The sequence below is a fragment of the Chitinophaga sp. YR573 genome (assembly GCF_900110995.1).
GTDB lineage: Bacteria > Bacteroidota > Bacteroidia > Chitinophagales > Chitinophagaceae > Chitinophaga.
In genome coordinates this window covers 4,335,748-4,357,837 of record NZ_FOJF01000001.1, presented here as the reverse complement: position 1 = coordinate 4,357,837, position 22,090 = coordinate 4,335,748, and the positions used below count along the sequence as shown (strand labels likewise).

General features: G+C 43.0%; 18 protein-coding genes and 1 pseudogene. 2 read left to right on the top strand and 17 right to left on the bottom strand.

The genetic code is table 11. From position 1 onward, the window contains the following. The first annotated feature begins 67 nt into the window (after nt 1–67). Nucleotides 68–2,044 carry a DNA primase gene (gene dnaG / locus BMW86_RS18190; RefSeq protein WP_089783136.1) on the top strand — a complete coding sequence of 659 codons (1,977 nt, stop codon included), beginning with the start codon at nt 68–70 and terminating at the stop codon, nt 2,042–2,044. On the opposite strand, the gene BMW86_RS18185 is transcribed toward dnaG, so the two are convergent. The 5 genes from BMW86_RS18185 to BMW86_RS18165 form a co-directional block, all read right to left on the bottom strand. Next, nucleotides 2,031–2,540, bottom strand: coding sequence for a dihydrofolate reductase (locus BMW86_RS18185; RefSeq protein WP_089783135.1), 510 nt, complete (start codon nt 2,538–2,540; stop codon nt 2,031–2,033). The genes dnaG and BMW86_RS18185 overlap by 14 nt on opposite strands. 25 nt (nt 2,541–2,565) lie before the next feature. After that, nucleotides 2,566–3,360, bottom strand: coding sequence for a thymidylate synthase (locus tag BMW86_RS18180; protein WP_089783134.1), 795 nt, complete (start codon nt 3,358–3,360; stop codon nt 2,566–2,568). 23 nt (nt 3,361–3,383) lie between these two features. Further along, nucleotides 3,384–3,788 (bottom strand): hypothetical protein, encoded by a 405-nt coding sequence (locus BMW86_RS18175; protein WP_143056611.1) that lies wholly within the window; start codon nt 3,786–3,788, stop codon nt 3,384–3,386. A 75-nt stretch (nt 3,789–3,863) separates the two neighbouring features. After that, complete coding sequence (locus BMW86_RS18170) at nt 3,864–4,304, bottom strand: hypothetical protein (protein WP_089783132.1); 441 nt, start codon at nt 4,302–4,304, stop codon at nt 3,864–3,866. A gap of 47 nt (nt 4,305–4,351) precedes the next feature. After that, on the bottom strand, nt 4,352–5,530 hold the full coding sequence (locus tag BMW86_RS18165; protein ID WP_089783131.1) for a proline dehydrogenase family protein: 1,179 nt from the start codon (nt 5,528–5,530) through the stop codon (nt 4,352–4,354). Nucleotides 5,531–5,689: 159 nt separating this feature from the next. On the opposite strand from BMW86_RS18165, the gene BMW86_RS18160 reads away from it, so the two are divergent. Further along, nucleotides 5,690–6,484: a FecR family protein gene (locus BMW86_RS18160; protein WP_089783130.1), complete on the top strand. Its 795-nt coding sequence runs from the start codon at nt 5,690–5,692 to the stop codon at nt 6,482–6,484. Between the two features lie 88 nt (nt 6,485–6,572). Here the strand turns inward: BMW86_RS18160 and BMW86_RS18155 are convergent, their stop codons facing one another. The 12 genes and pseudogenes from BMW86_RS18155 to BMW86_RS18100 form a co-directional block, all read right to left on the bottom strand. Beyond that, complete coding sequence (locus BMW86_RS18155) at nt 6,573–7,604, bottom strand: sugar phosphate isomerase/epimerase family protein (RefSeq protein ID WP_089783129.1); 1,032 nt, start codon at nt 7,602–7,604, stop codon at nt 6,573–6,575. A gap of 238 nt (nt 7,605–7,842) precedes the next feature. Beyond that, nucleotides 7,843–8,691: a hypothetical protein gene (locus BMW86_RS18150; RefSeq protein ID WP_089783128.1), complete on the bottom strand. Its 849-nt coding sequence runs from the start codon at nt 8,689–8,691 to the stop codon at nt 7,843–7,845. A 362-nt stretch (nt 8,692–9,053) separates the two neighbouring features. Next, nucleotides 9,054–10,430, bottom strand: coding sequence for an IPT/TIG domain-containing protein (locus tag BMW86_RS18145; RefSeq protein WP_177189299.1), 1,377 nt, complete (start codon nt 10,428–10,430; stop codon nt 9,054–9,056). Between the two features lie 170 nt (nt 10,431–10,600). Then, nucleotides 10,601–10,759, bottom strand: a pseudogene (locus BMW86_RS33360) (glycoside hydrolase family 99-like domain-containing protein); the annotation flags it as partial. A 24-nt stretch (nt 10,760–10,783) separates the two neighbouring features. After that, on the bottom strand, nt 10,784–11,791 hold the full coding sequence (locus BMW86_RS18135; RefSeq protein WP_089783126.1) for a bile acid:sodium symporter family protein: 1,008 nt from the start codon (nt 11,789–11,791) through the stop codon (nt 10,784–10,786). Nucleotides 11,792–11,817: 26 nt separating this feature from the next. Continuing rightward, nucleotides 11,818–12,735, bottom strand: a complete 918-nt coding sequence (locus BMW86_RS18130; protein ID WP_089783125.1) for an RraA family protein — start codon at nt 12,733–12,735, stop codon at nt 11,818–11,820. Between the two features lie 78 nt (nt 12,736–12,813). Next, nucleotides 12,814–14,055, bottom strand: coding sequence for an amidohydrolase/deacetylase family metallohydrolase (locus BMW86_RS18125; protein ID WP_089783124.1), 1,242 nt, complete (start codon nt 14,053–14,055; stop codon nt 12,814–12,816). 110 nt (nt 14,056–14,165) lie between these two features. After that, entirely contained in the window at nt 14,166–15,389 is a 1,224-nt protein-coding gene (locus tag BMW86_RS18120) for an aminotransferase class V-fold PLP-dependent enzyme (RefSeq protein ID WP_089783123.1), read from the bottom strand. 12 nt (nt 15,390–15,401) lie between these two features. Continuing rightward, entirely contained in the window at nt 15,402–15,857 is a 456-nt protein-coding gene (locus tag BMW86_RS18115) for a RidA family protein (protein WP_089783122.1), read from the bottom strand. Between the two features lie 197 nt (nt 15,858–16,054). Further along, complete coding sequence (locus BMW86_RS18110) at nt 16,055–17,539, bottom strand: SusD/RagB family nutrient-binding outer membrane lipoprotein (protein WP_255372945.1); 1,485 nt, start codon at nt 17,537–17,539, stop codon at nt 16,055–16,057. Between the two features lie 56 nt (nt 17,540–17,595). Continuing rightward, nucleotides 17,596–21,036, bottom strand: a complete 3,441-nt coding sequence (locus BMW86_RS18105) for a SusC/RagA family TonB-linked outer membrane protein (RefSeq protein WP_089783120.1) — start codon at nt 21,034–21,036, stop codon at nt 17,596–17,598. A gap of 33 nt (nt 21,037–21,069) precedes the next feature. After that, nucleotides 21,070–22,089 carry a FecR family protein gene (locus BMW86_RS18100; protein WP_089783119.1) on the bottom strand — a complete coding sequence of 340 codons (1,020 nt, stop codon included), beginning with the start codon at nt 22,087–22,089 and terminating at the stop codon, nt 21,070–21,072. Nucleotide 22,090 lies beyond the last annotated feature (1 nt).

Here is a 22,090-nt window from a genome sequence, read left to right as displayed (position 1 = left end):
AAAGAATCTCCTACTCTGCTATACCCTCAAAATTGACTAAGTTTGCATTTAGACCAGCAGAATAACATTGATTTCTCAACAGACCATACAGCAGATCCTTGCCCGCATTGACATTGTGGAGATTGTAGGCGATTTCGTGAAATTGAAGAAAAGAGGCGCCAATTACCTTGGTTTGTGCCCTTTTCACAACGAGAAATCCCCTTCTTTTACAGTTACTCCCAGCAAGGAGATTTATAAGTGCTTTGGATGCGGCGCTAGCGGCAATGCCATCAAATTCCTCATGGAACATGAGAAGTATTCCTATGTGGAAGCGCTTCGCTGGCTGGCACAGAAATACGATGTTACAGTAGAGGAGACAGAGGTAAGCGCAGAAGTTAAGCAACAGCAACAACTAGCTGACAGTCTGTATATTATCAACAACTTTGCCCGGGAATATTTTGCGGATACCCTGCTGAATACCGAAGAAGGACAGAATGTAGGGCTTAGTTATTTTGAAGAGAGGGGATTTACCCAGGAAACCATTCGTAAGTTCCAGCTGGGATACAGCATGAACGTTTGGGATGCTTTTACTAAAGCTGCCCTGGCCAAAGGATATAACCTTGATTATTTACAGAAGACAGGACTGGTAACCGTCCGCAATGAACAACCCGGAGATAACTACCGGGGCAGGGTGATCTTCCCTATTCATAATCAGAGCGGTAAAGTACTGGGGTTTGGTGCTCGTATTCTTGTAAAGAATGATCGTGCACCCAAGTATATCAACTCTCCTGAAAATGAAATTTATGTAAAGAACAGGGTACTGTATGGTACTTACTTTGCGCGTCATGCCATTGACAAACTGAATGAGTGTCTGCTGGTAGAAGGATATACGGACGTAATCTCCCTGCACCAGGCAGGGATAGAGAATGTGGTGGCGTCCAGTGGTACTTCTCTTACCCAGCATCAGCTTCGCCTGATAAAGAAATATACGAACAACCTCACTATCTTATTTGATGGTGATAATGCCGGTGTGAAAGCTGCATTACGCGGGCTGGACATGGCTATTGAGGAAGGGTTGAATGTAAAGCTGGTACTGATCCCCGATAAGGAAGACCCGGACAGCTATGTGCAAAAGATTGGAGCTCAGGCCTTCCGGGAATTTATAGCAGCCAACAAGCAGGACTTTATCCTGTTTAAGCTACAGATTACCTTACAGGATGCGGGTAATGATACAACCCGTAAGTCGCAACTTGTAAATGAGATTGCGGAAACTATTTCCAAGATCGATAAAACGGAAGACTTTACCCGGCAACAGGATTATATACGCCAGTGCAGCCAGGTATTGAAGATAGATGAACAGGGGCTGATCAACCTGGTGAATAAATTCATCCGGGAGCGTTTTCAGAAGAATGAAAAACAACAGGCCAGGGACCATGCAAATTCCCCTGCACCTGATGATGATTTGTCGCCGGAAGCAATTGCCGCTATGGAAGCCATGGAAGGCGTTGATAGTGGGCCTGTTAACTTCTTTAATCCGGATGAGAAACAGGAGAAAGAGCTGGTAAAGATCTTATTACGTTTTGGAGATCGTCCTTTCAGTGAAGAAGATAAAAATACTGTTGCGGATTATATTTTTCATCTGCCCTACGACTTTGAATCTCTTACAGACAGTGAGATCGTGAAAAGGATTTTAAGGGAATACAAGAAGATGTATGATGATGATAACCTGCCGGATAAGAAGTGGTTCCTCTATCATTCAGATCCTGAAATAGCGGCGGTTGTTGTGCATCTGATGGAAGATAAAGAGGCAGAGTTAAGTTCTAACTGGAAAGACCGTTACGAGATTGATACTATATTTGGAGATAATGCTTATTTACAGGATACTATCTCCACCACCAACTACCTCATACTGCGGAAGATAAGAAAGATGATGACGGAGAATCAGCAGGAAATGGAAAGATCTGCTGTTTATGAAGAGCAGGTGAGATGTATAGAGATGCATAAACACCTGAAACAACTGGAAACAGAACTTACACATGGATTGGGTACCGTTATTTTCCGGTAATCCTTTCCCATACCTGGAAGGTTAAAGCATACTCGTGCTTTTCATCCTTTTCATGACGCTCATTTTTAATCAGCTTCCATTCTTCCGGTTTTTCTTCGGGTTTGAACTCCGGGAAATAAGTATCTCCATGTACGGTTGCATGTACACGGGTGATGTATACTCTGTCTACTATATCTAATGCCAGTTTGAATATTTCACCACCACCGGTAACGAAGATCTCCTCTGTACCAAACGTCTTTGCTTTTTCAATACCTGCCTCTAAAGAAGATACCACTATCAATCCTTCACTATGAAAATCTTTCTGACGGGTGATCACGATATTTGGTCTGCCCGGTAGTACACGTCCCAGTTCATCGAATGATTTACGACCCATTACGATTGGTTTACCAATGGTAGTAGATTTGAAATATCTCATATCTACCGGCAGATGCCAGGGCAGATGATTATGTATACCTATTACGTTATTTTCTGAGGCTGCAACAATTATAGAGAGCATGCAAAGTATTAATTGGTAAATGATATTAAATGGCTACTGGTGCTTTAATATGAGGATGGAACTGGTAGTTGGTCAGTTCAAAATCTTCATATTTAAAGCTAAAGATATCTTTTACGTTCGGATTTATCTTTAATACCGGTAGATCGAAAGGCTTACGAACGAGTTGCAGCTTTGCCTGCTCTAAATGATTGCGGTAGAGGTGTACATCTCCGAAAGTATGAATGAAGTCACCGGGTTCCAGGCCACATACCTGCGCCATCATCATGGTGAGGATGGCATAAGAGGCGATGTTGAAAGGAACGCCAAGGAATACGTCTGCACTGCGCTGGTACAACTGACAGCTAAGACGGCCATTGGATACATAAAACTGGAAAAGGCAATGACAGGGACTTAATGCCATTTCAGGCAGATCTCCTACATTCCAGGCATTTACTATGATCCGGCGTGAATCCGGGTTGTTTTTGATAGTTTTTACGGCTTCACTGATCTGGTCTATTACACTTCCGTCCCTGGTTTCCCAGCTACGCCATTGTTTACCGTATACAGGGCCAAGGTCGCCGTTTTTATCGGCCCATTCATCCCAGATCTTTACACCATGTTCCTGCAGGTACTTTACATTCGTATCACCATTCAGGAACCACAGTAACTCATATATAATGGATTTCAGGTGCAGTTTTTTGGTTGTTACCAGCGGAAGCCCATCCCGGAGATCGAACCTCATTTGGTAACCAAAACAACTTATAGTCCCTGTGCCTGTCCGGTCAGTTTTTTCAGTCCCCTGATCCAGTATATGTTGTAGCAGATGAAGGTATTGTTCCATGAGGCAAAGTAACAAAAAAAATATCAAAGGGCGCCCAGTGGCTGCCTGATGTATTTCTCGCTGCAACCTTCAATACATCCCAGAAAATTCAACACGAGTGTATCTGGCGTAACTTTTACAAAATAAGAGGAGGTATCAGTGGTACCCTGTTTGTAGATTTTTAACAATGAGGTGTCTGTTCCCGGAGTAAACAGGTAATGATCCTGGTTGGTAGTATAGCTATGAAAACTCAAATCCGGGCTGAAATATATGGTTTTATTCTCTGTAGCAGGTGTCCATACTACCGGACCGGCACCCGGACTGTTCCAGTATTGGTATAATCTCCACATGCCTTGCAGTGCTTCGGTACTTGTAGGAGTGTGCTTTTCATCTTTTTTACAGGCAAACAAAATGAGGCATAGAATCGGGATGTACAGTGTGCATTTCATAATAGGTTTGGATTTATGTTGAAACTGGTACTGTACCGAAAAGGTTACAGCACCCTGATCCGGCATATGTTGTAGTTAATCGACTATGGTGCCGCTTCTTATGAATTTAGAACCGCAACCTTCAATACATCCAATGTTATTAAGATAAAGTGTATCAGTCGTAATCTTCAGGTAGTAATAAGCGGTATCCGCTTTATCATGCTGATATATTTTCAAGATGGTATCTAATGCAGCAGTTGTGCTTATGCCGGTCGTAATCATATAATGATCAAACTTGCCGGAATCACCATAACTCTGGAAGACATTCGCGCTGTAAAAGGCATAGCGGATATCTGCCGTAGCTGGCTGCCATATTACAGGGCCACCTGAAGATTGTGCATAAGAACTCAATTTCCATGCGCCCATTAAAGAGCTGTCAGTTGCAGGTAAACGGTGATTGGGCTTAGTCTCCTGATCTTTTTTGCATGCAAACACAATCAGGAACAGGGCCGGAAGGATATACAGTACACGTTTCATAATAGGCTTGGATTTATATCATTGAAACGGGTACTGCCGGGAAAAGGTTACAGCGCTCTTCTTTTCAGTTCGCGGCGGATGAGTCCCAGCTCACGGCCTACCTGTCCGGAAATAGACGTATTTTCCTGGGCGCGGCGCAGCAGGTATGGCATTACATCTTTTACCGGGCCGTAAGGCAGGTATTTGGATACATGGTAGCCGGCGTGTGCCAGGTTAAAAGTGATATTATCGCTCATCCCTAATAACTGGGAGAAGTTGACATGCGGATGCTGAGGTGGCAATTTTTGTTTGTCCAGCAGGCTGGCGGCCAGCATGGAGCTGTCTTCGTTGTGTGTACCGATGAATACGCCTAATCTGTCCAGGCGTTCCATACAGAAGCGCACAGCAGCGTCATAATCGCGGTCGGTAGCTTCCTTATCAGGCTGTATGGGAGAAGGATACCCCATTTCCAGGGCGCGTTTTCGTTCCTTTTCCATATAGGCACCACGTACCAGTTTAGCACCTAAAAGATAACTGCCCTGCTGCGCCTTATCGAAAGACTTTTGCAGGTAAAGGAGCCTGTCGTGACGGTATAACTGGAAAGTATTGTAGATGATAACGTTTTCTTTGTTGAAGCGGGACATGAGGTCGTCTGCGAGGTCGTCTACCGGTTGTTGGATCCAGGATTCCTCTGCATCTATGAGCAAACCTATTTTATGTTTGGCAGCAGCTTCTGCGATGGCCAGGATACGGCCTTTTACGCGGGTATACTCTTCCATTTCCTGTGGGCTGAGCGGGCTTCCTTCATGCAGTTTTTCCAGCAGCGAAAAACGTGCAAAACCGGTTACCTTGATAGCGATGAAGGGGATGCTGGGTTTACCCGCAGCATACTGGATAGCCCGGATAAATTCCGGTACTGCTTTATCATAATTATCTTCTCCTTCCATGGCCTCTACCCCATAATCCAGCGCTACTCCCACATGGTATTTTCCTAATCCTTCAGCAGTACGCGCTGCTTCTTCCAGGCTTTCCCCGCCGCAGAACTGGCTGAAAATGGTGCTTTTAATCAGTCCTTTTACAGGCAGATGCAGTTTAAAAGCCAGCGGTGTTAAGGCACCACCCAGCTTTACCAGCCAGGGTTTCCCCATACTGCTAAACAGGAAATCAGCTTTCTTTAAAGCGCGGTCTGATTTTGATTCAAAGGCAATGGCTGTATTCTCAAATGATAATGATAGCTGCTTATCCATGGGCCGCAAAGTTAATACCCCTCTCCTTATCCGCAAAAATTAGATAATATCAAAATAAGCCTATCTTTCATTAATTAAAGCATTAATAAAAAAGCGTTTATTTAAATCCATTACAGACTTTTCTTTATTTTTATACCTTCAACAAAATCAGTATTCCCAGTGCCTACTTCTAATACACCGAGCAATATCTTCCAGAGTAAATGGCTGTACCTGGTAGTTGTAGTAATACTTTCCGCCACCACTATAGCTGCCTGGTACTATCGCCAGGGGCATAATAAACCTGTATTACACCAGCTGCGTGATAAACAACAGGGGTATACCACTTACACCGGCACAGCGGGAGAACGTAAGAAAATCACCCTGCCTGATAATACCACTGTTATTCTAAACGGGAATACCCGGTTAATGGTACCGGACAGCTTTATGCGGCAACATGTGGTACTACTGGATGGAGAAGCTTATTTTGATGCACCCGGGCCGCTTATTGTAAAAACAAACATACTGATCATGACTACCCAGCCTGCTGCTGCTTTCAAAATCCGGTGTTTTGAATTACAACAGGGCGCTACGGCATACCTCGTAAGTGGTAAGGTACAGGTGACCAAATCCTATCTTTCTACTACCGATAATCAACCGGAGATACTGGGAAATGGTAATATGATCCTGGCTAATAAGGAGATCGATCTGATGGAAAAGGAAACGTATGTGCCACTGGAAATGAAGGAATGGCTGGATGAGAAAATGTCTTTCGAGAAAGAACCGTTTATGAACGTGATGCATAAACTGGAAGACTGGTACGGTACAGAGATTTATGTAGATGGGAATACCGCGGAAGTAGCCCCTGTTACTGCCAGCTTTGATCATGCTACACTTAGTCAGGCGCTGGATGATTTGCGTAAGCAGACTAAGTTTACTTATAAGATTAGTAATGAGAAAGTGAATATTACTTTTTAAAGAGTAATTTTTTGTAATGGTGCTTTCGCACCATTACAAAAAATTGAAGGGGTTTTACAGGGCTTCGCCCTGTACCCAAAAAATATAATCAGCTTAATTCTGCACCTACCTTCTTCAGTAATGCCAGTGTTTTGCGTACACCTTCATCTTCTGATAACTGTGCGCCTTCGTATTCTATCCCCACATGGCCGGTATATCCTGCATCTTTCACAATCTTCATCATCCTGAGATAATCTGTTTCTATGCAATTACCATTGATGTCAAAGTCGTGTGTTTTAGCGCTTACACCTTTTGCAAAAGGCATGAGTTCAGTTACACCTTCGTAACGGTCATATTCTTCCAGGCATTTTGTTTTGGCCCATGCTTCCGGTGTGTTGTTCTCTGGTTTGGTACGGTTGAGACAGAAGTTACCAAAATCGGGTAAAGTACCACAGTTTGGTCTGTTCACTGCTTTCATGACACTGGACAGCCATTTACCATTGGAAGAGTTACCACCATGGTTTTCTACTATTACATTGATATTGTGCGCATTACCAAATTCTGCCAGTTTGCCCAGGGCCTCCTCCGCTGCTTTTGCCACATCTTCTGCCTTTCCTTCTCCGGCAGCGTTTACACGGATGGCATGGCAGCCCAGGTATTCTGCTGCTTCTACCCATTTATAATGGTTCTCTACAGCTTTTAATCTCTTTTTAGGATCCGGATCTCCCATTTCACCTTCTCCATCGCACATGATCAATACGCTGCGAACTCCGTTATCGCTGCAACGTTTTTTAAGGTCTGCCAGGTAGGCTTTATCGTTTGCTTTATCTTTAAAGAACTGATTTACATACTCCACGGCTTCAATACCAAAGTCTTTCTTAGCCTTCGCCGGGAAATCCAGGTGAGACATTTTATTGGAAAACAGCGCCTGATGGAAGGACCATTCTGCCAGGGAAATCTTAAAAAAGAGTGGTTTTGCTTCTGAGGCACCGGGTAATGTAGCCGGAGCGGTACTGTCTTTGGCTGTTTTAGAGGAAGAACCACTGTTACAGGCAGCCAATACAGAGGGCAACATGCCGGCTCCCATTGTGTATAACGCCATTTGTCTCAGGAAATCCCTGCGGTGCTTTGGATTGTTCATATACGTGGGTTTTTTAAGTGCTGAATTATAACAAAATACAATTTATAGTGCAAATAAGGCATACTGATCAGGGTAAAATGTGAAAAATTATCCCAAAAGCATAGTTTTTTCACATTTTATTTCTACCTTATAGCTTCATATTCCCGTTTGTCTTTATTTTATAATTCCACCTGATGTACGCAAGTACCATCATATGTGATAACTAAAGCCGTACCAGGACTCGTCCGGTACGGCTTTTCTACTTAATTTTCAAGCGCCAGGTGGCATTTATCTTCCCCATTTTACGTCCTTCTGCCAGTTGTTCCTGGGTGGCTGTTTTTAAAAGATATTCCAGTGCGGTAGTTTTGGTGTGATCAGGTTCTGCTATTTTATCAATTACAAAACCGGCTTCATTGAAAAATGCTTCTGCGGCTTCGAAGCTGTCGAACTTATTATCTTCAATACGATGCTGATCGAAGAACTGCTGTAACTTATCATCCAGCCTTATTTTCATTTTCCCTTTCAGATAAATATCAGCGGTAATCCAGTAGCCGCCACGTTCCTCCAGCACTTTATGAATGATCCCCAGCAGTTTTTTCTTTTCTTCATCACCCAGGTACATCAGTAATCCTTCATTCACTATTACGATCTCTCCGGGAGGAAACCGGTTTACGATACTGGTAAACTGTTCTTCATCCAGTGCATTCAGCGGTATTGTTTCCAGGGTACCTTTGGCTTCAAAACCGCCCTGTTGCAGGGTAGTTACAAAGTTGATTTTTGTGGTGATAAGATCCGGCAGATCTGTATCGATATAGTAAACATCCCGTTGTTTTACAGCATCGAGACCACGGAATGAAAAGCCGGAAGATAATTCAAGGATGTTCTTTGCGGGGATGCCTTCCAGCAGCTGATCGATGCTGGCATAACGGGTTTCAAAATGTACCAGTCTTGCCCAGAAAGTGAATTCTTTACGGTCGTAATCCGGAATATATTGTTCAGGATAGGACATCAGTTCTGCTGCCTGCCGTGCATAAGGGATAGGGGTCATTCCCTTCATCAGCAGTAATGACATTGCTGAAGGGCTGATAGTATTGTAATTGCGCTCCATGATTGGTGTATGTTTTGGGTTAAGTATAACGTAGTTTGCCCTCCAAAGATAAGAAAAAGCCGCACCGGAAATTTGTCCGGTACGGCTTAGATATTTCCTGCATTCCCTGGACGTTTCCTACCTGCACGTATTTACCTACTCAGAACGTGCTAATACCGGTGCACCGGACATTAAACCTGTTGTACCTGATTAGAGTACTATCAAAGTATAGCTATGGAGTTATATTTTTTACAGTAAACGTTTCTGTAGTCCCTACGTATCGTGATAAAATAAGTATGCTTTCTTTATAGCTAAGTGTAAACAAAAAAACCTGTAATATTCAGACCCTGATCAGCGTATTACAGGGTATAGATACATGGTGTTTATTCAACAGTGAATGGTTCAGTCGTTTGAGCCTGGCCGCTTACCACAGTTACAATCACCCTATACGTTCTACCTTCCATTAAACCATTAGGTATACTTAACTTTATCTCATTCGCATTCGCCGATTTTATATAGGCAACATAGGTGCCTGCGCCAGTTGCAAAATCAACGAAACTAACTGAAGCGCTTACGCCTCCATTTATATTTTTCAGATTTGTCCCAGTAATAATCATTTCTGTATTCCAGCTTCCGGAATGAGGCGTGAAAGATGTGATAGTGGGAACAATCACCTCGAATAAATCAGGGGCTGTGGCTGTCATGCCAGCTACGGTAACCTTAACAGGATATTTTCCTGCAACCAGATTTCCGGGAACAGTCATAAATATTTCGGAATTGCCAGGTTGGGTTGTATTGGCTGTTACAGACTTATCACCAAATACAATCTGATCGGTCTTGTATGATTTCCTGAACCCTTTACCATATATGTTGAGAAATTGTCCGGAGAAACCTGATGTAACATCGATGGAGTCAATAACCGGTGCTTTTAACTGGAAATCATTTGCAGAGATAATCTGGGCATCACCGGACCCAAATTTAATTTTAACAGACGCAGCTTCTATCTCATCTGGAACAACAACCCTTACAGCAGTTTCAGAAGCACTCACCACCGTAGCATCTATGCTTCCAAAAAGAACCCTTAATGCTTCCGCATTATTGCCAAGATGCTCACCCTGGAGGGTAATCGTATCTCCAATAAATGCGGTTTGAGGTGAAAACCCGGTAAAAGTCGGCGGTGTAAAAGGTATCACATTGAACAACTCAGCAGCAGAAGCTTTCAACCCTGCCACCGTTACTGAAATAGCATATTTTCCTGTAGGAATGCTATCCGGCACTTTTATAGTTAAACTGCTGTTACTTTGATAAATGGCATTCACCAGTTTATCTCCAAAAGATATTTGTTTTGATTTGCTGAATCCGTTCCCTGTTATTGTTATTTGCTGGCCTATGGAACCTGCATTAGGAGAAACAGACCGGATCACCGGTGCTTTCAGCTTAAAATTGCTAACAAATTCATTATTAGCAGAAAACAAGTGGATTTTAACGGCTGCTTCTGCAATATCATCGGGTACAACAATTCTCGCAGATGTGTCAGATATGCCGATTATATTAGCCTGCACCGCTCCGAATTTAACCATTAACGTACGGATATCCGTACCGAGATTTTTGCCCGCAATGGTAATTGTATCACCTGTAAATGCAGTTAATGTAGAAGGGTCGTTATCTGGCGTTTGCGGATTAACATTATCCTTTTTGCTACATCCTATAAAAGTGAGTGTATAAATTAAGACTAAAACAAATGAGCCTCTTTTTTTCATCGTCATTAATTATTAAGAATTTAGGTTTTGCTGCCCATAAGACGGAGAATTTCAGAAACTTGCTACGTATCACGATAAAATAATGCTGTTTTTTTATTGTTGCTCAATGGATAGAAACAAAAAGCCCTGTAAATCAAATGATTTACAGGGCTTTGGAAGTTTTTAAATTTTTATCTTTTTTTTCCAAACACTTGTTGTACGGCATCCGGATAGCCATAGCCATGTTCCTTATCCGGTTCAAGGTAACTACCTTCTGCCCATTCGTTCCAGGCATTAATGGTGATAAATCCTCTCTCAACTGGTTTGAAAACTCTCCAATCCGGCTTAAGGTATTCTTCAAAGAATAGGGGAAATTAGTCTTTGGGAGGATGGCGATGCCACCAGGAAGCCAGCAGTGAACCTGTCACGTTCATCAAAGGACCGAATACAGCAGGTGCCAGTCCTACAGTAGCAATCTTTCCCATACTTTTGGCGATGGCAGATGCCAGTCCGCCGTTCTGCATACCTACTTCAATAGCAATGGTACGGCAGTCCTGTTCCTTCATTTTTATCAGTTTACATAACCAGTAACCTAATCCGTACCCGGACAAATTATGGATAAGGGAAGAGAGGATGAGTAACATCCCTACCTGTAACAGGCTATCACGTCCATGAGCCGTAATAATAACGATAATGAAAGCGATAGCTGTCATGGATACCTTAGGCATGATATTGTCCAACCATTTCATACGGCCTTTCAGGAAATGATTGAAAAGCAATCCGGCGGCAACGGGTAATATTACCATTTTGGTGATATCCCACATCATGGTGGTAACGCTGATATCAATGTAACTACCGGCCAGCCAGCGCATGAGGAACGGTGTAACCAAAGGGGCCAGCATTGTGGATACAGCCGTTAACGTTACAGACAGCGCCAGGTTGGCTTTGGCTAAATAAGAGATCACGTTTGATGCCATACCACAGGGCACAGTACCTATTAATATTACACCTGCGGCTATTTCCGGCGGGAAGTTGAAGAGGTGCGCCAGTCCCCAGCCGATGAAAGGCATGATAGTAAAATGACAGATTACACCGGTGAGTACACCCAGGGGCATTTTTATTACACCGTAGAAATCATGTAAGCTCATGGCCGTTCCCATTCCAAACATGATGATCTGTAATAAGGGAGTAATCAGTTTTGAAGATTCCCAGTCACCGATGTGTGTGAAATATTGCGGGTAGTATAAAGAAGTAGTAACGGCTGCGAAAATCATTAATGTGTATACGAAACCACGTGTTTGTTCTTTCCTGGAGAATATGATAGCCAGAATAATCCAGAAGGCTATGATAAAGGGTCCTGCGGAGGGCAATATTGAATTCATAATATAACGTTGGAATTTATTCTAGTTTACCATGTTCTCTTTTCGAGCATTTTGTCCAGTTCCTGCCTGGTCATGGGTGTTTTACCTGTTTGTTTGTGTTGCCATTCTATAAATGCGTTTCGAATGGCATCGGTCCAGTTGTTGTCTATTTCTCCAGGTGTGTAACGACCTGATTTCAGCATCTCAAATCCAAACTGGTCTTTTATGATGATAAAAGCAGCAATCTTAATTACCTTTTCTGCAAGATGAGCAGGGATGAATACGACGCCTTCTCTGGAAGTAAGGACCAGGTCTCCGGGAAGGACGATAGCGCGACCTATACGGATAGGTGTGTTTAGTCCGGTGAGCATAACGTTCTTTAGGTAAGAAGGGTCCCAGTCGCGTACAAAGGCGTTGAAGCCTACTATCTCTTCAAGGCCATCCACATCTCTTGCAGCAGCGTCGAATACTACGCCGGTACCGGTGCGGGCGTAGATAGCATTCCCTAAATTAGAGCCTATCAGAGTGCCCTCAGAGATTTTTCCGAAACCATCTGCTACATATACATCTCCTTTGCTTAATTGCTGGATAGGCCATGAATTGGTATTGCCTTTAAAGCCTTTCTCTGCTCCTCTTTCTTTTATGTGTTGTTCCACATCTGGTCTTGCAGGCATGAACATCGCTGTTACTGCACGACCTACAATAGGTTTATCAGGATGGATCATTTTCCATCCCCCTTCGAACTGGCAATGATAACCTTCTCCTTCCAGGATAGTCCATACATCATCGATGTTTACTTCTCTGGCCTGTTCTATCAGGGCATCGGGAATTTTAGGTCTTCCGTCCGGGAAACGATCCCCTTTCCATTCTGATGTGAGGAAAATCAGTTCATCCTTTGGTAATGTCTGCGCCCGCAATTTTGCGGGCAGCAGCAGTATCAAAGGAATTAAATACAAAAACTTCATACAGTAGATTTATATAGATGAATTCGGAACAGGAGACTCCTAACGGAGTCAAGTGATTGTTATACTACAAGCAGGAAACTATTCCTTGTCCTGCTTTACATTCGCTAAAGCATTCAGATCGTACACTATTTTACCTGCACGGACCGTTAGTTCACATACCAGTCTTTGCGTACCTTCCTGTCTGTTACCCATACCATCTGTGAAACCGAATTTACCTTTTTCAATACTCAGAATGGCAATATCTGCCACACTTTTTTCTGACAGGTTACCTAATTCTTCATGTTTAATCGCCAGTGCAGCTTCTGAGGTAACTGCTTTGATTAATGCAGGCATAGCCATTCCCATATTCAGAAACTTGTCCATTACATTCAGCTGGTCTTTCATCGCGCCATTCATGCTACCGGCATGGATGTCTGTACTGATGGTACTGGGAAAAAATCCTGCTTTTAAAGCCGGTATGGCCTGTGAATAATTGAAGCTGATACCACCATGGCCTACATCAAAGAAAATCCCTTTTTTACGGGCTTCCAGTACGAATGGCCGTAATTGTCCCATGCTGTCCACAATACTCATACGGCCTCTTACCTTTGCATAGGCATGTGTATAGATATCACCGGGGCGAAGATGGTCTCTGAAGAGTTCTTCCAGCGATAATGGCGGATTGCTGCCACCAAAGTCTATCATCACCGGTTTGTCTGTCAATACACCTGCTGCAACGGCTCTGTCCACCGGTGCCCATTCAGCGCCTTCATAATGTGCTACTTTGACGCCCACAATCAGGTTCCTGTATTGTTTGATGGTCAGTGCCGTCATCTTGGTATCCATATCAGAGAGATCCTGTTCGTACGGACCACCACGCATACCGCCACCTACTATATTGATGAATGCCAGCACTCTTGTTTTGGAATGTTTGATCGTCTGGTCATTGAATATTTCAAAGTTTCTCCAACCGGAGCTACCTGCATCTACGACTGTTGTTACACCACAACGGAAAGTGAATCCATCCGGAGCTACTGCATCAAAACTATTGTTGAGATAATGATTAGGAACGGTGCCAATGAAATCATGTGTGTGAATGTCTATCAGTCCGGGTGTAACATACATCCCCTTTGCATTAATTACTTTTGCAGCGGTAGCCGGATCTATATTTACAGCTACTTTTGCGATACTATCTCCTTTCACTGCGACATCCATTATCGCATCGATATTATTTTTCGGATCTATTACATGTCCGCCTTTTATCAGTAAAGTATATTCCTGTGCATTGGCAAGATGTACGCACGCTATGAGAAATAAAAAGCATTGGAAGAGCTTTCTCATTACTATTATTTTATTGAGACCTGAGAATAATAATACAGGACAGGACTGACAGCTTCATCCCACCATCAGCCCTGATAAGCCCTGCTGGTTGTGACTAAACACACCATGTATCAACCATGCGATAAAACCTTTTTCAATTGTGCAGCTACGATCTTTTCCTGACCGGGTATCAGCATCCATGTGGTGATACTGATGGCATGGTCCCCGGTACCACCTGCCACTTCTATAGAGGGAGATCCGCTGCGTAATTTTTCTTTTACATCTGCTGCTGTAAAAGGGACTTTCTTTGGATCCCAGGACACATGTAAAGTAGGAATGTGATTGGCGATAGCAGGTACCTTTACTTCTGTAACAACACCACTCACCGATTCAGCTGCATCTCCTATCAGTTTAATCTGCGATTCCCATAATTTCCATTCTTTATCATGATCGGTATTCAGGTAAGCTTCCAATGCTACCAGCATACCCAACACTTCTTCCTTATTTACCTTATAACCTCTTCCGATAGTATTACCTCTTGGAGGAGTACTTAATCTTGCAGCCTGAATGATTTTTTTATTGCCCAGCATCAACCCTGCACTTTGTGGGCCGCGTAATCCCTTACCACCAGAAAAACATACGATGTCATAACCCATCTTTGTATACTTAAACAGGTTGTCTACCGGAGGTACATCTGCAGCACAATCGATAATAGTGGGAATGTTATGCTTCTTTGCTATCTGCTGGAATTCTTCTACCTGTATTTTTCCATCGAAGTTATTTGCATTCAGGAAATACATCAGCGCTGTTTTTTCACTGATCGCATTTTCCAGTTCTTCCTTTGTATCGATGTATATTATTTTAAGACCGGTATTCTGGATAGCATGCGCGTAATCAATCCGGTGAGCGTTCTGCATGATCGCTTCCGTTTTCATACCATTCGCTTCCAGGAAAGGTAACAGCGGTACTTTCTTTTCATCCATGCCCGTGAGGATACCAGCAGCAGCCAATGTGATGGCAGATGCAGCACCTGAAGTAACCGTGGCATATTCACAATGTAACAGGTCCGCTATGCGCTGACCTACTTTATCGTGTAATTCATCCAGCATCACATATTCTTTGGAAGCATACTGAATGGCACTCAATACTTCCGGACGCATCAATGAGCCGGTCATAAAGGTATAGGTGCCGGCAGCATTGATAAATGTGCGGATACCCAGGTCTTTAAAGTAATCTTTCCCTGTTAAAGGCGCTTTTACAGGTTCGCCGGGAAAAGGCAATAGCTTAGCTGTGCCTGCAAATGCACCCAGGACGGGGAATGCAGACATATTCTTTAATAAGTCTCTGCGGTTCATAAAATAAAAGATTTATAAGGCGGCGATACAATCCATTTCTACGAGTGAGTTCCCCGGCACACCACCATATACGGCTACAGTTGTGCGTACAGGAGGATTAGCGCCGAAACGGCCTTTATATACTTCATTCATTCCTTTATAATCGTTCAGATCATGCAGGAATACACTTACTTTCAGTACTTTGTCCATAGAAGAACCCGCCTTCTTCAATTGTACTTCCATTTCTTTCAGTACAATTTCTGTATGCGATTTTATATCGCCTTCCACATGCGCACCGATACCGGCTATGAATACCATGTTACCATGGATTTTAAAACTGGAGAACAATGGTACATCCTGTTCGTATATCACATTACCTTTTACTGTTGTTTCCGGGATACCTGCTGCTTTTGCAACTGCGTTGATACCTGTGATACCTGCTACGGCAGCTACCATTTTCTTAAGTACGGATCTTCTTTGGTTTTGCATGATTGAGTAAATTTATAATTACGGGTTAAGAATTTAACAGTTGCTAACGGAACCTGTGTAGTATGGTATTTTGTTATACAGACGTTGCTGATGGAGAGCCTATATGTAATATACCATTTTTCGTCTATAAACAGAACGCTCCTGGTGGAAGATCTGTATGATCTGCTCCACCAGGAGCGTTCTGTTTTCAGCAATGTTTATTTATCCCACCATACGTGGGTAGTCATAGCATTTGGACCTTGTCTTGTTACAGCAGCCTGCAGGCTTGCGCTGTTCACGCTTTCCTCGGAAGGAGGATACAGCAGACGGCGTGGAATGGTACCACCTGTAGCATTACCCGGGATATTTACCGGGGTCAGTACCGGATACCCTGTACGACGCCAGTTGGCATGTATTTCCTGTTCATCCAGGAACATTGCGATCCACATCTGTGAGCCTATCTGCGCCAGTTTCTGATCGGTAGTACCAGTCAGCGGATTTGCTGCCTGGTAGGTTGCAACCCTGTCACTGGCAATCACACCGGCAGCGCCAAATAATGACCAGTTATGCATGGAAGACGCAATTGCTTCAGAGAAGGTAGTAGCAGCATCCCCGGCATACCAGCCTCTTACAGCGGCTTCTGCCAGTAACAGTTTTGTTTCAGCTGCGCTCATCACGATGAAAGGCGCAGTGTATTGTAAAATAGTAGCCGGATTAGGTTCTGATAAAGTGCCAAAATTATCTGGTTTTAACAGCAGGCCATTAGGCATACCCTGTTGCAGGGAAGAAGTTGTATCTGTTTTACCACCTGTCCATACCACAGCTATTGCACCCATACGTGGGTCATTGGTACTTTTCAGCACATCAATAAATGTTTTAGCGTACTTTCCACCTTCTGTATTGCCGGTACCGTTTGCAGCGCCATAATCATTGGATAATAAGCTGGCAGCAACGGGGTTTCTGTTGGAAGTACTGGTACCTGTATATTTCATAGTGGCAATATCTGCATCACTCGTAATCACACCACCTGCAATCGCTTTTGTTACCCATGTCTGTGCAAGAGTTGCGTCTGCTTTAGTCAAACGCATGCCTATGCGCAGCATCATGGAGTAAGCAAACTTTTTCCATTTTGTTACATCACCGCTGTAGATGTAGTCGCCTGCACCAAAGGTAGGCTGACTGGCATCCAGCGCCTGTGCAGATTCGTCCAGTTCTTTCAGCAGGTCTGCATAGATATCAGCCTGGGCATCATATTTAGGTGTAAAGATATTGCTGGCATATCCTTTTACTGCTTCAGAATAAGGAATATCTCCGTACAGGTCTGTCATGCGGTGCATAATATAAGCACGCATGATACGGGCGATGGATTTCTTATTTACAGAACTATCAACGGCTGTGATCACAGTAGCCATTTCAATTGCTGCTGTAGGATATCCTGTAGTGAAATAATCATAAGGGTAAGTACCCTGCTGGAAATAATATTTATCACCTAAACCAGGTACATCCTTATAAGTAGCAAAATGCTGCATAGAACCACCGGCAAATAACGCATCTGTAGAGAAGTAACTGTTACCCCAGGTATCCAGCAATGCCTTACTGAAAAGAAATTCCGGCTGGGCAACGGCAGAAGCATCCGGATTGATGTTCATATCCGCAAACCCCTTATCGCAGGACTGAAAAGCAAGTGTTGCTGTGACAGCCATATATATCAGATAATTAAATCGCATTTTCATAATAAAAAGTGTGTAAGCATGAACAATTAGAATTTCACCATCAGGTTTGCACCGAAGCTTCTTGTACGTGGAATACCGAATGCTTCAAAACCCTGTGCATTACCATTTGTGTAGCTTGATTCAGGATCAAAATTATCTGTCTTCTTATACAGTGTAAGCAGGTTACGCGCTACAAAAGAGATAGATGCACTCTGTACCACTGTCTGACCCTTTACAGGAATATTATAGCCTAATACTACCTGGCGTAATTTCACGAAACTGCCATCAAACAAAAACTGATCAGTGTAGTTCTTAGTATTATCCCAGTACAGACGTAATTCACTCACCGGTACTGTTCTGTTAAATGCTGCCCCTGTTTCATCTACACCATTCAGTACAATTCCTGTTTCTCTTCCAGGCAGTGTTTTCTTATGCAAGCCAAAACGTGTGGCATATACATCAGAACCAGAGAACACTTTATTACCAAACTTACCATCTACAAGAACATCCAATGAGAAGCGTTTGTAGTTAAAGGTATTTGTAAGACCCATTGTTAATGGAGGGACACCACTACCCAGGTTCATCAGACCACTCTTCAGTTCATATTTGGTAGTTGAGTTATACACACTCTCACCTTTCGCATTCTTTACAGCGGTATAACCTTTGATAGTACCATAAGATTCGCCTACAGCATTATGAATGAACGCCCAGTTACCAACACTTACTGCCATTTCCAGGGTATTCAGACCAGGCACCAGCTGTATAATTTCACTCTTGTTATAAGCAACGTTATAGCTGACATTCCAGGTGAAGTCTTTAGATTTTACAGGTGTACCTGTTAACAATACTTCTATCCCTTTATTAGATACTTTACCGATGTTCAACAATGCTTTGTTATAACCGGAAGCAGTAGAAATAGTTGTTTTGAGGATATCGTCTGTTGTTTGTTTGCTGTAATAAGTTACATCAAAGCCCAGGCGGTTGTTAAAGAACTGCGCTTCCAGACCTACTTCTGATGTAGTTGCGGTGAGTGGTTTCAGGTTTGAATTAGTTACCAGATTCTCATTATTATTCTTTGTAATTTCCTGTAATGCGGTACCCTGGTTACCACCCTGTACAATGCTGTAAGTCTGGTTCAGGATATAAGGATCAGGGGTAGCACCACCTACCTGTGCCCAGGAAGCACGCAGTTTTGCGAAGGTTACTACCTCCGGCATCTTAAAGGCATCAGACAGGATTACGCTGGTACCTACTGCAGGATAAAAAATGCTGTTATTCTTAGGACTCAGGGTAGAGAACCATTCCTGACGACCGGTAAGGGTCAGGAATACGATAGATTTATAATCCAGGTCTACTGATCCAAAAGCAGAGTTGTTCGCCACATTATTCCTGGCAACCGCTGTATTGCTGGTAGTCAGGTTTGTCATGCTATAGAAGAACGGTATGATAAACTGTGTACCTGTTACGGTGGTCGCGTTTGATTTGTACCTGCGGGCATTCATACCACCCAGTACATTCAACCCGATATTTCTAAGCAATTTGGTATTGTAGTTAGCAGTAATCATTGAGTTAGTTTCTGCTACATACGTTTTGATGGAAGTATATTCACCGGAAGCACCGTTTGTATAAACAGTACCTGTAGGAATGATACCTACGTAATCGTAGTTAAAGAAATCACGGCTCACTGTCCCTTTTACATAGAGGTTCTTTAACAGGTCGTACTTCACGCTGGCCTGACCGATAAAGCGGTTTTTACCATCGTTATTTTTAAACTTGTTTATTACGAAATAAGGGTTGGAAGCATATGGTGTTTCATTCCATTGAGTTTCACGACCGGAAGCATCATAACCAGGGTTCAGTGAACGGATATCAACGGTATTGGCAACCATGTAAACGCCCCAGTTAGGGTTACCAGTGGCATCCCCTGAACTGGAGCGGTTGTTTGCATTCTCAACATTGTATTGCGCTATAGCTTCTATTGTTGTTCTTTTACCCAGCTTGGCATTCAGGTTCAGGTTACCAATCTTTTTGTTGAAATCGGAATTAGGAACGATGCTTTTGCTGCTGACATTAGACAATGAGAAGCGGAAATTCAGTGCTTCACTTCCACCGTTAAAAGCTACAGTGTTGGTATAGGTAGAACCTGTACGATAGAAGTTTTTGATATTATTTTTCTGAGGAGAATAAGGATGTTCCTTACCATCAAACTGAATGTAAGGCAGGCCATCCATTTTGGCACCGAATGAACGACGGCCCCAGGATACAGCCTGACTCTGTGATGCTGGTTTTACACCACCATCACCTTGTCCGTAGATATATTGATAGTCCGGATATACAGCAGGTGTTTCTGCGGTGAAGGTAGTATTGTAATCTATACCAACACCTTTACGCGCACGACCTTTTTTGGTAGTGATCACAATTACACCGTTAGAAGCACGGGAACCGTACAGTGCAGCAGCAGTACCACCTTTCAGTACAGTGAGCGTTTCGATATCGTCCGGATTGATACCGCCGATACCATCACCTCTGTCTACGTTCTGACCACCACCACCGGTAGTAGGACTTCCACCCGGAGTAGTATTATCGATAGGCATACCGTTCACTACATACAGTGGCTGGTTATCACCTGCCAGGGAAGTATTACCACGGATAATTACACGGCTGGAACCACCAGGGCCGCTGGCCAGACTGGTAGCATTCACACCGGCAATTTTACCGCTCAGAGAGTTCGCAATATTTACTTCACGTGCCTGGGTAAAATCACTTCCTTTTACTTCTGTTACACTATATACCAGGGCTTTCTTTTCCTTCTTAATACCTAATGCCGTTACTACTACTTCAGATAAATCTTTGTTAGATTCTTTCAGACTGATGCTTACTGCAGCAGAAAGATCACTTACTGTGATTTCCTGTTTTTCAAATCCTACGGAAGAGATCACCAGTATTACCGGGGCAGCAGCATCTTTTATATTTAATTCAAAGACACCTTCACCGTTCGCAACAGTAGCAACGGAAGAATTGCCTTTCAGCATAATGGTAGCGCCTGGAACGGGATTACCATCCGGGCCCGTCACTTTACCTTTCAGCTTATCAGCCAGTATGCTGTTGCTTAAACCGGTATTGATCTGTGCATTATATATGGAGTATTGTGTTTTGTTGATACGCATGTAAGCCAGTCCAAAATCTGCCAGCAGCAGTTTTAAAGCGGCATCTGCGTCCATGGTCTCTGCTTTATCAAGTTGAGAAGTAGCAACAACTTTACCATCCAGTAAGCCTTCTTTATAAGCAATACGGATGTTCTGAAATTTCTTAAGTCTTACCAATGCATCCTTTAATGCAATGGTAGCATTCGCATGTTTTACAGGGATCGTTTCTGATTGCCGCATAGCATACATCACAGGCGTTTGTGCAGTGACCGGCATTGCTATACCAGGGATCAGGGCACAGGAGAGCAGCCCCAAAACGAAATTTTGGTTGAAAATGTTCATAGTTTTTTTTTACGTGTCCTAGTTTTTCAGCTACTACTTAACCGAAGAGATGACCAACTCTTTATCTGATGGCTGATTGATTGTTACGTTAAGTGTCGTGGTAATGACAGTCAATAGTTCCTCTACGTTAGTTACGTTTATATCACCTTCTATCTTTAGCTTTTTAAGTGATTCCTCCTTTACTTTAACAACGTATCCATAGTTATCCTGCAATGTTTCTATGATCTCGCCGAGCGTAGCATCTGTAAATGTGAGCTGCGTCTGTGTCCAGCGTTTGATCTTTTCAGGCTTATCCAGTTTTTTTGCAAGTACCAGTTGGTTGTCTGCGTACTCTATATAATCTCCGGGCAGCATTACAACAGCGCCTTTCTGATATCCTACTTTAATCTTACCTGTGATCAGTCCTACATTTGTTTTGCCATGGCGGCTTTTAATATTAAATGTAGTACCTAATACTTCTACAGTGATTCCGTTTGTATGTACTATGAATCGTTGTTCTGCTGATATTCTATTCAGGTGTTTTACATCAAACAGCGCCTCTCCTTCTACCCAGATCTCTCTTGGTTGTTTTTCATTCCATACCTTATTATAGGTAATGGAAGAAGATGCATTTAATGTAACTACTGAATGATCTGGTAATGTAATTGTTCTCTTCTCTCCAAAACCGGTTGCTACTATTTCCTGTGAAGATTTTCTATACTGGTTTATTAAATAATAACCTCCTACTGAAATCAGTAATGCAATGGCAGCGGCTTTCATCCAGGGACTTAACCAGCGTACACGTGCTACAGGCTGTGCTTCTATAGTAGCCGTGATCCTCTCCAGAAGATGTGCTTTATTATTCTTGTTTTCCCAAATCTCCTGTGAGCGATAAGTACGGATTACGTTTACCGCAAAATCAAAGTTCTTTGCTGCAGAAGGATATAACAATGAGAAGTTACTCCAGAATTGCGCGGCAGCGGCATCCTGTTCTTTCCCTGATACCCATTTTATGAAGGCATCATCATCCAGGAAATCCTGCAGCGTGTATTGTGAATATTTGTCATTGTTCATC